Raw genomic sequence first — 12,581 nt, 5'->3', positions numbered from 1 at the left:
ACCCAACGCCGGTTTCCGGTGTAATCGGCAAACGCGGGCGGTTCGGCAACGAACCAGCAGCTGTCCGCTAGGACGCGATTCGGAAGTACGTGAGGTTGAAGTCGTGTTCCCAGGTGGTGCCGTCTGCGGATTTCTCCCACGCGCCGGTGATTTTATTGCCGTCTGCGCTGAAGGTGCCGGTAAAGCGTTGGGAGAAGCCTGATTCCGTGCGCCACATGCGCAAGGTGTCCTGGTTCAGGCTCATCTGGTAGGTGCGGCTTACGCCGCGGGAATCGTAGTAGTGGCGGATGAATTCTCCGTCGCCATCTACCCCGATGATGACGATGGCGTCCGGTGCCATGCGGTTGTCGACGGTCGACCGCTCGACCAGGAAACGTTTGGTCTTCATCCATTCGAAGGTTGTCCTGGCACTTCGGTCGGTGACGGCCGGGGTGTCCGGCCCGAAGAAGCCCGCCTCGAAACTGGCCTCCACCTCCCATCGACCCACGAGCGGTTCGAGGCGGTCGAGCGTGGCATCCCTATCGTCAGGGATGTCCGAGGGTTGTGCATTGGCCATCACGATTCCTCCTTGTAGTCCTTACCTATACGGACGCCGCAAGCGACTCGAAATCATCGCTCGGCCGGGTGTGGAAGTAGGTGCGCACCACTCGTGACCGGGTGACAGCGGCGCGCGGCTTCTTGTAGGTTGGTGGTGTCTTCTCACCGGAGGGCCCGACGGGCTCTCGCAGGCTTCGGCCTCACCGAATGGTTTCTCGGTGCCAGGTGGCATCGAGAAGGTGGGAGTCGTTGTCGACTCCGGTGAGGTATGTCTTGATCAACCCTGAAGCATCTTTGTTTCCGCACGTCGTCGTGATCGGCGCGGGCCTCGGCGGGCTTTGCCTGGCCCAAGGTCTGCGTCGGGCGGGGATCAGTGTCGCGGTCAACGAACGGGATACCGCCGAGGCGGCGCGGGCCCAAGGCCATCGCCTGCATATCGCTGAGCGCGGTCGGTGGGCACTGTCGGAAGTCCTTCCGCCGCAGCTTTTCTCACTCGTCCGGGCCATTGCTGGACGACCTGCGTCCCAGGTGACGGGTTTCGATCATCAGCTGCGCCCGACCGGCGTGTTCACACTCGATGATCCGGCGTCGAGCGACGTGATGCCCGCACACACAGTGATCGATCGGCGGGTGCTGCGTCGAATCCTGCTCACCGGGCTCGACGACGTCGTTCATTTCGGACGTTGTTGCGTCGGCTACGACCGTGACGGAGAGGTTGTCACGGCTCGATTCGCGGATGGCAGCACCGCACAGGGCTCGGTTTTGGTGGCCGCCGACGGCATCGGATCGGTGATTCGCGCCCAGCGGCTGCCGAACGCGCGTGTCGTGGATTCCCGGACGCGACTGATCTACGGGCGGGTACCGCTGACACCCGAACTGCGCGACGCACTGCCACCGACGATGTTCAGCGTCTTCAATTCGGTTGCCGGGCCGGGCGATCGGTTCGTCGGTATCGCGCCGGTGGAGTACCGCGAACAACCGGCGGCAGCCGCGGTCCGGCTGGCACCCGAGGTCGCTCTCGAACCAGCGCTGGACACTCTCGCCGTGATGTTCGGTCGTCGCCTCGATCGGCTCGGGTGCTCCGATCAGGAACTGCGCGCGGCTTCCGGCCGGGAACTGCGCGACTTGGTTCTCGAGCAGCTCGCCGGTTGGCATCCGTTGGTGACCGAGATCGTGGAGAGATGGACTCTCTCGACCCTCTTCCCGATCAGGATTCGCAGCAGCGTTCCCATCCCGCCGTGGCCGACCTCGAATGTGACATTGCTCGGCGACGCGATCCACGCCATGAGCCCGGCCGCGGGCGCGGGCGCGAACATCGCATTACGGGATGCCGCCGCCCTCACTCGCGCCTTAGCCGAAATACTTACCGGCCGAACACTTTTGGCCGCGATAGGCGACTACGAGCGGGCCATGATCGACGAAGGCTTCCGCATGGTTCGACTCTCCGCCGCGAATGACACCAGAACGCTCGGCGCTGACCCGCTGCCCGGGTGATCAGCAGCCCGTTGACAAAGCGGAGCGATGTTCCATATATTAGTGGAACAGCGCTCCGCTTCAGTCGAGCTCCGTGGACGCTGCTGAATTTCAAGCCCCGGAAGGCACCTCATCATGAGTGAATCCACCTACCCCGCCGACGTTTTCGGCTCCCCCACCCCGGTCCTCTCGGTCAGCCCGGTAGTACTGCCGAGCCCCGGTCGACCCGTGGACCTGCAGGTACGTGTTTCCGCACCGGTGACCGGCAGCGACCTGCCGATCATCCTGCTCTCGCACGGCCAAGGCCACTCACACAACCTCTCCTCACTGAACGGCTACGCCCCGCTGGTCAACTTCTGGGCGGCGCACGGCTTCGTCGTGATCCAGCCAACCCATCTGAGCTCCACGACGCTGACCTTGAATCCCAATACCCCTGGGGCTCCGATGTATTGGCGTTCGCGCGCCGAGGACATGCGGCACATCCTCGACCAACTCGACGCGCTCGAGGCCGCCGTCCCGCAACTCAGTGGGCGCCTGGACCGCGGCAAGATCGCCGTGGCCGGGCACTCGATGGGCGGGCACACCGCGAGCCTGCTTCTCGGCGCGCGGCTCACCGATCCGGCGGACGGCACGGACGTGAACCTGGCCGAGCCGCGGATCACGGCGGGTGTGCTGCTCGCCGCGCCCGGACGCGGCGGCGACGCACTCACCGAGTTCGTGGCGCAGAACTACCCGTTCATGTCGACCCCGGACTTCGCCGACATGACGACGCCCACGCTGGTGGTCGCCGGGGAGAAGGACGCCTCCGCCCACCTGACGATCGCGGGCTCGGACTGGCACGCCGATCCGTACTTCCTCGCCCCCGGCCCCAAGTCCCTGCTCACCCTGTTCGACGCGGAACACGGGCTCGGCGGCATCTCCGGATACGACGTCGCCGAGACCACCGACGAGAGTCCCGAGCGGGTCGCCGCCGTCCAGCAGCTCACCGCTGCCTATCTGCGCGCCCAGTTCTTCCCGGGCGATACCGCTTGGCAGGCGGCGTGCGACGCGCTGACGGGCGGCCCGGCCCCGCTCGGCCGGGTCGAATCGAAGTAAGCCGAAGAAACATCCTCCGTACCGGGCGAAACACGGTGCGATGCATGCTGATCCGATTATGTCGGCAGGTGGCGCTAGCCTGCTGACATGGTCGGAACAGACTCGGCACTGCGCCGACTAATGCGCGAGACAGGCAAGCTGCTACAGCCGTACGGCTTCGAAGGCTCGGAGGATACGTGGGTGCGTGTCACGCCGGGTGGCTTGGCGTCCGTGGGGCGCACCCGCACGCTGCGCACCTGGACCGACGGGCAACAGGTGCTCAGATTCGGCCTGTGCCTGAGCGCTACGCCGACCGCCTGGTGGGAGTTCCACAACTGGCGTAATGCGCAGCTCGGTCGTCCACCCGTGCCGATCGAGCAGGCGAGCGGTCCCGGCTTGATCAACGACCACGGTATCCCGGATCACCTCACCGAGTTGTGGTCGCTGGGGGTCGATCCGACTCAACCGGGTCGGCACGCACTGCAGGCAGATATCGACACCATCCGCGCCGAGCTACCCAAGCGGGTGCACGCTTACGCGCGGCGTGCGCTGCGACTGCTGGAACCGGATCTGTACCTCGAAGAGCTACTGGCCGACCCGGAGCCGCGCTACGCGACCTGCGAGGCGATCATCGTTCTGCTCGCCGACCGTGGGCCGGGACCGGAACTGGACGACGCGGTCAGCCGATTTCGGGCGTGCCTCGCGGATCAGGACGCACCGATCGACGCGGAGAACCTCATCGGCTACGCGCAAGGTCGCGCGGCGCTGGTCTGAGTGGATGCGTCAAGGAGATTGCCAGAACTTCGCGTTCGGCCGCGGTAGCCCCCTTCCCGCTCTCAATATATAGCGCAACCGGGGGCTTGCCGCAAGGCCCGGGTGATGCCGCAGAATCGCTGACCTGAGCGAGAACTGCGTAACTAGGAGTGGTGAGTGACGGACACCGACGTGATCATTGTGGGCGCGGGCCCGACCGGCTTGATGCTGGCAGGCGAGCTCGGCTTGGCCGGGGTGCGACCGCTGGTGCTGGAGCGGCATCCGCAGGCGCGGGACACTCCGAAAGCCCACGGTCTGGCCGGGCAGATCCTGCAACTGCTGCGTTATCGAGGTGCGCTGGCCCGATTCGAGTCGGCTACCACCGATCCCATGCCCGCGCCCCGATTCCCGTTCGGCGGTGTGCATCTGGACTTCACCCAGCTGACGGATTCGCCGCTGCAGGCGCTGCCGCTGCCCCAGCAGGGACTCGAGCGCGTGCTCGAGGAACGCGCGGGCGAACTCGGCGCCGAAATCCGTCGCGGCCACGAGGTGCTCGGGGTGCGTCAGGACGAGGCGACGGTGACCGCGCAGGTCCGTGGCCCGGACGGGGTGTATGAGGTGACGGCCCGATACCTGGTCGGCTGCGACGGCCCGCGCAGCCGGGTTCGTGAGCTGGCGGGCATCGAGTTCCCCGGCATCACCTATCCGGAGGTCAACCGGGTCGCCATGGCCACGGTGCCCGATTCGGTGCGGATGCTCGACAACGGCGACCTCGACGTTGCCGGGTTCGGCCCGGTCAGTGCGGGTTTCACGCGTACCGACCGCGGTGTGCTCGGGGTCGGGTCGCTGACACCGGGAGTGCTGTTCCTGTCGACCGTGGAAGACGAGCCCACCGAGTACGACGACGACGTGCCGATGACCATGGACGAGTTCCAGGCCAGCGTCCGCCGGGTACTCGGCGCGGATATCCCGTTGGGCGACCCGATCCGGTTGTCGCGCTTCACTTTCAAGGCCCGACATGTTGATCGATACCGGGCCGGACGGATCCTGGTGGCTGGCGATGCCGCGCACCTGTTGCCCGCTACCGGGGTGGCGCTGAACGCGGGCATGCTCGACACGGTCAACCTGGCCTGGAAGCTGGCCGCCGAGATCGACGGCTGGGCACCGGAGGGCCTGCTTGACACCTATCACGACGAACGCCACTTCGCCGGTGCCCGCGCGCTGCTGCAGACCCAAGCGCAGGTGGCGCTGCGGCGCGGGCAGGACCCGGCCGCCGAAGCACTGCGGGCGGTTTTCCAGGAACTGCTCGTCGATGAGCAGCCGTTACGCCGCATGGGCGCGCTGGTCGCGGGCAGCGACATCCGTTACCCGCGCACCGATCCCGACCAGCACGCCTTGACCGGCGCCTTCGCACCCGACCTCACGCTGCACACCGACGAGGGCACCACCTCGGTCGCGGAACTGTTGCACACCGCGCGGCCCGTCTTCCTCGATCTCGCCGATCGCCCGGACCTACGCGAGATCGCCCGAGAGTGGGCGCATCGGATCGACATTCGCCAGGGAAAGACCGGTGACCGACCGGCCGATGCGATGCTGATCCGGCCGGACGCGCACATCGCTTGGGCCGCGACCATCGACGACTCCGCCGAGACCGCCGCGCGCACGTTGCGCGAGGCGCTCTCCCGCTGGTTCGGCGCTTAGCGCACCGATCACGGCCGCCCCGAACGCATCTCGCGGGCGGCCGCGAAGGTCCCGGACGAGATGCCCCTATTTGGCATCGAAGTAGCACTCGACCACGGCTGTCGTGAACGGGAACCGCACCGGTGTCGGACCGAAGGTGAGGTGGCCTGCCTTCTCTGCCGCTGTGGTGATCATGTCCGCGACCGTCGCCGCCTCCTCGGCCGGGCAGTGCACGATGACCTCATCGTGCTGGAAGAAGACCAATTCGCCGCGAAGTCCGGCCTGGCTCATCGCATGCCGCACTCCCGCCAGCATCAGCAGGACCCAGTCGGCGGCGCTGCCCTGCACCACGAAGTTGCGGGTGAAACGGCCACGTGCGCGTGCCGCCGCGCTGCTGCCGTATCCGTTGACCGTCTCCTGGGCCAGCTCCGCTTGCTCGGGCGAGGTGACCGAGGCCGGCGGGCAGGTGCGGCCCAACCAGGTGCGCACCAGCCTGCCCTGTTCGCCGGCCCGAGCCGCGTCATCGACATAGGCCATCGCGATCGGATAGCGGCGGCGAAGTTCGGCCATGTGCGCGAGCGCGTCGCCGGAGGTCTGGCCGTAAATAGCGCCGAGCAGAGCGATTTTGGCCTGGGCGCGGTCGCCGCCGAAGGCGCGGGCCGCCAGATCCGCGTACAGGTCGTCGCCGCGGCCCGCCACCTCCATCAGTCCTGGGTCGCGGGAGACCGCGGCCAGTATGCGCGGCTCCATCTGGTCGGCGTCGGCGACCACCAGCGACCACCCGGGATCCGCGCGGATCGCCTGCCGAATCACCTTCGGTATCTGCAGGGCACCACCACCATTGGTGGTCCAGCGGCCGGAAACCGTGCCGCCGGGCAGGTATTCGGGACGGAAGCGGCCGTCGTGCACCCACTGCTCTAGCCAGGCCCAGCCGTTGGCGGTGTGCAGGCGGTAGAGCGATTTGTATTCCAGCAGCGGCGCGACCGCGGGGTGATCGATCCGCTGGAGCTCCCATTTCCGGGTGGAGGACAACGAGATTCCGGCGCGGCCGAAGGCTCTGATGATGTCGTTGGGCAGGTCCGGTCGAACGCGCACGCCACCGAACGCGCGCGACACCTCGTCGGCCAGCTCCGCCATCCGGCGCGGTTCCAGGCCGCTTGGGAAACGCTCGCCGAGCAGCTTGTCCAGCAAGTCGCGGTGTACGTCCGCGCGCCAGGGGATGCCGGCTCGGGACATCTCCGCGGCCACCAGCATGCCCGCCGATTCGGCCGCGACGAGCAGCCGCATGCGCTCCGGATGTTCGGCCTTCGCGGTGCGGGCCAGCTGTCCGGCGTACACCTCCAACAGGGCGGTGAACTCGTCCGTGCCCGGCGGTAGCGGCACCGGGCCGGACTCGAACAGCGAGGGTTGCGTCTCCGCGGTGCGTGCGGGCGCGTCCGGTGGAACGGGCAGGTTGTGCAATCGCGCCCACGCCGCGGCCAATGAACGGGCCTGGCCCGACTGCCCCTCCTCGTGGCCGATCAGCAGCGCCTCGGCCGCCTGCACGTCGTAACAGCGCTCGACCCGCACCCCGGCCGCAAGCAATGATCGGTAGATCTCCGCCGTGGATCGCCACACCCACCGCTCGACCTCGGGACGCGAACGCACCGCCTCCGCTAGCGACGGCTCGTCGACCACCGGACCCGCTGGTCGACCGTCCTGGTCGAGCGGACACAGACGCGCACCTCCCTCGCCGGTTTCGGCCACCGCCCATCTCATGCCCGGAGTCTTGCACCGGGCACCGACATCCTTCTCGATGGTCGACCACTTCGCGAGAGTCGCTGGCCGAATCACCAGGTCGGTCGGCCACCGACCGGCACATTGGCGAAGCTCGGTTCGTTCGGGTCGAGCTGCAGGTGCTGCGGTTTGAGCTGGCTGTCGACCAGCATGGGCAGCAGCGGCAGACCTTTCGGGAGGTTGTAGCGGATCGCTACAGCACAGTCCTTACGAACGTCAGATGCTCATCGCAGGTTCTTGGGCAAGGGGTTCCGGTAGCACGTCGGCGTGGATGACGCGGAGGTTGCTGACGGCTCGGGTGAGAGCGACGTAAAGGCGTTGCAGGCCGCGCTGTTCGGCGTTGGCGATGCGAGACGGTTCGATGACGAGGACGGTGTCGAATTCCAGACCTTTGGCGAGGGTGACCGGGATCAGGCTCAACCGGGTGGAGCCGGTGGCCGGTTCGTCGGTACCGAGGATGGTGTGCGGTAAACCGTTGTCGGAGAATGCTTTGTGCAGGTCTGCGATGTCGTGGTCGGCGGCGATCACTCCGACGGATCCTTCGTCGGCCAGGGCGGTGGCGCATGCGCTGAGGATCGCCTCGGTCATGGCCTGTGTGGTGGTTCTGCTGATACGCAGGGCGTCGGCGGACTGGCGGTAAGAGGCGGGGCCACGTAGTTCGGGAGCGATGTGTGGCAGTAAGCGTGCGGCATAGTCGATTACCTGCGCGGGGACGCGGTAGCCGCGGGTCAGTTCTTCGATCTGGCCGTCCGGTCTGCCGAGGTGGGCGAGGACGGCGGTCCAGTCTTCGGCGGCCGAGGGGCTGGTGGCTTGGGCCAGGTCGCCGAGCACGGTGCAGGCGCCCGCGACGCGGCGGCCGATTGCCCGGATCTGCATGGGGCTGAGGTCTTGGGCTTCGTCGACCACGATATGGCCGAGTTTCGCCGGACGCTCGATCAGGGCCGAGGCCTCATCGATCAGCGCCAGATCAGCACTGCTCCAACGCATTCCCGGCACGTTACGTGGGCGCGGTGTGCACAGGATGGCGTGCTGCTCCTCGGCGGAGAGGATGCCGTCGGCCGCAAGGGCGAGCAGGTCAGGATCGGTGAGGAGCTCGAAAACCACCCGCCCAGAATCGGTCTCGGGCCACATCTGCTGGACGGCGCGAACGATCGCCCGGTTCCGGCGGAGCTGGCTCAGCGCGCTCGGGCCGGCCGATTCCCCGCGCCGCTCCATCTGGCGCAGCACGAGCAGGCTCAGACGCTGGGCGAGCAACTCGATACCGCTGCTGTAGTCGCTGTTGCGGTCGCGGACCTCGTCGAGTTCGTCGGCGATCTCGTCGGAATACAGGTGCCAGGTGCGTTGCAGGTACTTGACCTGCACTGTCTCGTCGATGGGCCGGATTCGCGAAAACAGGTGCCGCCGAATGACTTCGGCCATCCGCGCATCGCCCTTGATCCGCTCCACCCGCGGCTCCTCGACCCGTGTGACGGTGATGCCCGGGTTGGTGAGCTCATCGATGGTGGTCTGCAAGACCTCGACTTCGCCAAGAGCGGGCAGCACGTTGCGGACATAGGCGAGAAAGGACCGGTTGGGTCCGATGACGGCGACCCCGCCCTCCCGCCGCAACCGTTCTCGCTCGGTGAACAGCAGATACGCCAGCCGATGCAAACCGACCGCCGTCTTTCCGGTGCCCGGCGCCCCCTGGATACACAGCGTGCGATCCATCGGAGAACGCACCAGGCTCATCTGCTCGGGTTGAATCGTGGCCACGATGTCGCGCATCGGACCCTTGCGCGGCCGTTCGATCTCCGCGGCCAGCAGATCGCTGCCCTCGGCCCGCGCGAACCGAGAATCCAGCGATTCATCCTCGAAGGCGGTCAATTCGCCGTGATGGTCGAAACCGAAGCGGCGGCGCACCCGCACTTTCAGCGGATCCTGGTGGCTGGCTTCATAGAACGCGCGCGAGAGCGGGGCGCGCCAGTCGATGACCATGAGCTCGCCGTCCTCGTCGCTGACACCGCGACGACCGATATAGACGCGATCGCTGTCCGGTGCGGCCGAAGGTGAACCGAGATCGCGGATTTCGTCATAGACATCGCCCAGCGGGAAGTCCAGACGCCCGAAGAACAACGGCACATCATCGAGCCCGGACAGCTCCTCGATCTGCTTCTTGTGGAACTGCCGCGCCGCGAAGTTCTGCATCTTGTCGAAGACATCGCCCGCACCCCTGCCCGTGGCGAGCGCGGTCACGGCCTCTTCGCGCATGCGGGCAAGCGCCGCGCGGCAGGCGCTCAGATAGTCACGTTCGATGCGGATCTCGGGCTCGACCTGGTCGTTCTCAGCATCGTGCATGGTCTCGGCAACTCCCCCACCTCGAAGTGCAAATCACTTAACTCGGTCAATTATATAACCGAGACAATTTGTAGACCAAATCAAATTTGACTACTCTGGCTCCGTGGAGGAACCCGGCTTGCGCGAGCGCAAGAAGACCCGCACTCGCGAGGCGATCGCGGAGGCGGCGTTTGCCCTGTTCCAGAAATCCGGGTTCGACGGCGTCTCGGTCGCCGACATCGCCGCTGCCGCCGAGGTGTCCAAGCCGACCCTGTTCGCCTACTTCCCGACAAAGGAAGATCTGGTCCTGCGCCGATTCGTCAACGGGGGCAGAGGTTCCGCGCTCGTCGTCCGGGACCGCCCGTCCGGCACCTCCGCGCTGAACGCGCTACGCCAGTACTTTCTCGACCGGCTGGCCGAACGCGATCCCCTCACCGGACTCAACGACACCCCGGCGGCCATCACGTTCCACCACCTGCTGTATTCGACGCCCGCGCTGATGGCCCACCTGGCCGGTTACATGCTCGACCAAGAACAGGACCTCGCCGACGAACTGCTCGCGTCCGGCCAGCCGGGTGACGCGTTCACCGCACACCTGGTGGCAGGGCAGGTTTTCAGTACGCAGCGCATCCTCACGTACTACAACGCCCTGGCGATACGTTCCGGCCACGGCGCGGACGAGACCTATGCCGCGGCGGTCACCCGCGCCGAGAATGCCTTCGACCTGCTGGAGCGTGGGTTGGCGTGACCAACCGTCAGTCGTTCGTGAACAGGTCGTCGACGAGCCGGTGGGCGTACTCGGCGCTCAGCGCGCTGGGGCGAAAGAGTATGCGGTACATCATCGGCGCGACCACGCGGTCGAGGATGGCTTCGGCGCCGGGTGGGGATTCGCCGCGACGGTCGGCGCGGTTCACGATGACGGCGATCTGCTCGGCGGCATAGTCCGAGCACTGTCCGGCGTTCGCGCCCTCGGGGTCGCCGAGCAAGGCGTCGCGGATGTAGGCGCGACCCGGTGGCGAATTCATCTCGTCCAGGAATTGTTCGGCCCAGGCGGTCAGGTCCGCGGCCAAGGTGCCGTGGTCTTCCGGTTCGGTTTCCGGGCGGAGTCGTTCGACGGCGACGTCGGAAAGTAACTCGCGCAGATCGCCCCACCGGCGGTAGATGGTCGACGGGGTGACTCCGGCGCGGGTAGCGATCGACGGAACGGTGAGCGCGTCGCGACCGACTTCCGCCATCAGCGCGTGCGTGGCCGTATGGACCGCCTGTTGGACGCGGGTGCTGCGTCCTCCAGGGCGGACCATCGGTTTGCGGCTCATCTTCTCACCTTAAAGCAAATATGTTGCCTCAAGCAGGGACTACGGCCGCAGCTTGTTCGTAGGCGCGCCCGGCTTGCAACACTGCGGCCTCGCCGAACGGGTGACCCAGCAGTTGCATGCCGATCGGCAGCCCCATGCGGTCCTGGCCGACCGGCAGCGACAGCGCGGGGATGCCGGTGATGTTGGCCGGAGCGGCGAGCCGGACGTAGGCATCGGCGACCGCTTCCGAGGTGCCGTCGGGCCAGGTCACTGTTTCTTGCCCGGCCGGAACCGCAGTCATCGGAACCGCCGGTGCCGCAAGCACATCCACCTCGGCCAGCATGTCGGCCCAGGCCCGGCGCATCATGGTTCGCGCGCGTTGGGCGCGCAGGTAATCGCCCGCGGACAGCAGTTCACCGGCTTCCAAGAACAGGCGGACGTCGTCGCCGTAATGCTCGCCCGCCGTACGCAGGGTTTGCTCGTGATAGGAACTGGCCTCCGGAACCATCAGACCCCACTGGATGGCCTTGATGTAGCGGGTCATGGGGATTTCGACGTCGACGAGCTGCGCGCCGAGATCTCGCAACTGCTCGATGCCTCGCCGCACCGCTGCCGTGGTCTCGGCATCGACGTGATCGAAGTAGTAGTTGGTCGGCACGCCGACCCGCAATCGGGTCAGATCGGATTCCTGGCGGTCCTCGGCGGGCGTCGGAACCGAGGCCGGATCGCGAGAGTCGTACCCGGACAACGCGTTCAGCACCAAGCCCGCATCGGCGACGGTGCGGGTGATCGGGCCGACGTGGTCCAGCGACCACGACAGCGGGACCACCCCGTGCCGGGACACCCGGCCATAGGTCGGCTTGATGCCGACGACGCCGTTGAGTGCCGCGGGTACCCGGATCGACCCGCCGGTGTCGGTGCCCACCGCGAAGGTCGCGGCGCCGGACGCGACGGCGACGGCGGAACCGCCGCTCGATCCACCCGCGACCCGAGTCGGATCCGTGGCGTTGCGGGTCTGCGGAGTGATCAGGCCGTAGGCGAATTCGTGGGTGTGAGTTTTGCCGAGCAGGATGGCTCCGGCGGCGTCCAAACGGGCGGCAACAGCGCTGTCGGCTTCCGCGCGGTGGGTGGCGCGGACTCGCGAACTGGCCGTGGTGGCGAGACCGGCGACATCGATCAGGTCCTTGAGCCCCATGGGTATTCCGTGCAGCGGACCTCGCGAACGTCCGGCGGCGATCTCGTGTTCGGCCGCGCGCGCCGCGTTCCTGGCCTGGTCCGCGGTCACCGCGACGTAGGCGCCCAACCGTGGTTCCACCTGCTCGATGCGGTCGAGCACCGAATCGACCAATTCGACGGGCGAGATCTCCCCGGCTCGGATCGCCGCCGAGGCCGCGGTTGCCGTCAGCTCATACGGTTTCATCGTGGTCCTCCCGCGCGCGGTAGACGGCAGCGGGCGCGATGTCGGTCAGGTCGAGCTCCCGCAGGAGGGCAACGACGGAGTGGACGTGCTCGACGGCGGCCGCCAGACCGGCGTGTCGCTCGACCGGTAGCTCCAGCCCGGCGCGGGCTGCCCAGTGCGCCGCCTCGGGCGCGGTGAGTGGACGTGTGGACATGGAACCCCTCAGCGGTTGGACGTGTCGTTAAACGCGAATGGTTTGCGTTAACGCCACAGTAGGAGCT

The 12,581-nt window shown here is 67.1% G+C and carries 11 protein-coding genes; 5 read left to right on the top strand and 6 right to left on the bottom strand.

Features of this window, described 5'->3' with window-relative positions; genetic code table 11:
• Positions 1–67: 67 nt before the first annotated feature.
• Positions 68–556 carry a hypothetical protein gene (locus ACIBCN_RS26990; RefSeq protein WP_396994795.1) on the bottom strand — a complete coding sequence of 163 codons (489 nt, stop codon included), beginning with the start codon at positions 554–556 and terminating at the stop codon, positions 68–70.
• 230 nt (positions 557–786) lie between these two features.
• Between ACIBCN_RS26990 and ACIBCN_RS26985 the strand changes: the two genes are divergently transcribed.
• From ACIBCN_RS26985 to ACIBCN_RS26970, 4 genes are all read left to right on the top strand, one after another.
• A complete protein-coding gene (locus ACIBCN_RS26985; RefSeq protein WP_396994465.1) occupies positions 787–2,031 on the top strand; it encodes an FAD-dependent oxidoreductase in 1,245 nt (414 codons plus the stop codon).
• Positions 2,032–2,145: 114 nt separating this feature from the next.
• Positions 2,146–3,105: an alpha/beta hydrolase family protein gene (locus ACIBCN_RS26980; RefSeq protein WP_396994464.1), complete on the top strand. Its 960-nt coding sequence runs from the start codon at positions 2,146–2,148 to the stop codon at positions 3,103–3,105.
• 87 nt (positions 3,106–3,192) lie between these two features.
• Positions 3,193–3,858, top strand: coding sequence for a hypothetical protein (locus ACIBCN_RS26975; RefSeq protein WP_396994463.1), 666 nt, complete (start codon positions 3,193–3,195; stop codon positions 3,856–3,858).
• A 156-nt stretch (positions 3,859–4,014) separates the two neighbouring features.
• A complete protein-coding gene (locus tag ACIBCN_RS26970) occupies positions 4,015–5,538 on the top strand; it encodes an FAD-dependent monooxygenase (protein WP_396994462.1) in 1,524 nt (507 codons plus the stop codon).
• Between the two features lie 66 nt (positions 5,539–5,604).
• Here the strand turns inward: ACIBCN_RS26970 and ACIBCN_RS26965 are convergent, their stop codons facing one another.
• Together ACIBCN_RS26965 and ACIBCN_RS26960 are read right to left on the bottom strand one after the other, a co-directional pair.
• Positions 5,605–7,275 (bottom strand): bifunctional 3'-5' exonuclease/DNA polymerase, encoded by a 1,671-nt coding sequence (locus tag ACIBCN_RS26965; protein ID WP_396994461.1) that lies wholly within the window; start codon positions 7,273–7,275, stop codon positions 5,605–5,607.
• 234 nt (positions 7,276–7,509) lie between these two features.
• Complete coding sequence (locus tag ACIBCN_RS26960) at positions 7,510–9,627, bottom strand: HelD family protein (protein ID WP_396994460.1); 2,118 nt, start codon at positions 9,625–9,627, stop codon at positions 7,510–7,512.
• A 103-nt stretch (positions 9,628–9,730) separates the two neighbouring features.
• Between ACIBCN_RS26960 and ACIBCN_RS26955 the strand changes: the two genes are divergently transcribed.
• Entirely contained in the window at positions 9,731–10,354 is a 624-nt protein-coding gene (locus ACIBCN_RS26955) for a TetR/AcrR family transcriptional regulator (RefSeq protein WP_396994459.1), read from the top strand.
• A gap of 7 nt (positions 10,355–10,361) precedes the next feature.
• Here the strand turns inward: ACIBCN_RS26955 and ACIBCN_RS26950 are convergent, their stop codons facing one another.
• From ACIBCN_RS26950 to ACIBCN_RS26940, 3 genes are read right to left on the bottom strand one after another with little or no spacing between them, the layout of a single operon-like run.
• Complete coding sequence (locus ACIBCN_RS26950) at positions 10,362–10,922, bottom strand: TetR/AcrR family transcriptional regulator (protein WP_396994458.1); 561 nt, start codon at positions 10,920–10,922, stop codon at positions 10,362–10,364.
• 28 nt (positions 10,923–10,950) lie between these two features.
• Positions 10,951–12,321, bottom strand: coding sequence for an amidase (locus ACIBCN_RS26945; protein WP_396994457.1), 1,371 nt, complete (start codon positions 12,319–12,321; stop codon positions 10,951–10,953).
• On the bottom strand, positions 12,308–12,514 hold the full coding sequence (locus ACIBCN_RS26940) for a hypothetical protein (RefSeq protein WP_396994456.1): 207 nt from the start codon (positions 12,512–12,514) through the stop codon (positions 12,308–12,310). Before ACIBCN_RS26940 ends, ACIBCN_RS26945 begins: the two co-directional genes overlap by 14 nt.
• Positions 12,515–12,581 lie beyond the last annotated feature (67 nt).

Source organism: Nocardia sp. NPDC051052 (assembly GCF_044456045.1).
GTDB lineage: Bacteria > Actinomycetota > Actinomycetes > Mycobacteriales > Mycobacteriaceae > Nocardia.
This window is presented reverse-complemented; position numbering and strand designations above follow the sequence as displayed.

Excerpts from the sequence above, each read along its gene's own strand:
- ACIBCN_RS26965 (WP_396994461.1), bottom strand. The coding sequence starts at position 7,275 with ATGAGATGGGCGGTGGCCGAAACCGGCGAGGGAGGTGCGCGTCTGTGT.
- ACIBCN_RS26975 (WP_396994463.1), top strand. The coding sequence starts at position 3,193 with ATGGTCGGAACAGACTCGGCACTGCGCCGACTAATGCGCGAGACAGGC.
- ACIBCN_RS26960 (WP_396994460.1), bottom strand. The coding sequence starts at position 9,627 with ATGCACGATGCTGAGAACGACCAGGTCGAGCCCGAGATCCGCATCGAA.
- ACIBCN_RS26950 (WP_396994458.1), bottom strand. The coding sequence starts at position 10,922 with ATGAGCCGCAAACCGATGGTCCGCCCTGGAGGACGCAGCACCCGCGTC.
- ACIBCN_RS26945 (WP_396994457.1), bottom strand. The coding sequence starts at position 12,321 with ATGAAACCGTATGAGCTGACGGCAACCGCGGCCTCGGCGGCGATCCGA.
- ACIBCN_RS26980 (WP_396994464.1), top strand. The coding sequence starts at position 2,146 with ATGAGTGAATCCACCTACCCCGCCGACGTTTTCGGCTCCCCCACCCCG.
- ACIBCN_RS26940 (WP_396994456.1), bottom strand. The coding sequence starts at position 12,514 with ATGTCCACACGTCCACTCACCGCGCCCGAGGCGGCGCACTGGGCAGCC.
- ACIBCN_RS26990 (WP_396994795.1), bottom strand. The coding sequence starts at position 556 with ATGGCCAATGCACAACCCTCGGACATCCCTGACGATAGGGATGCCACG.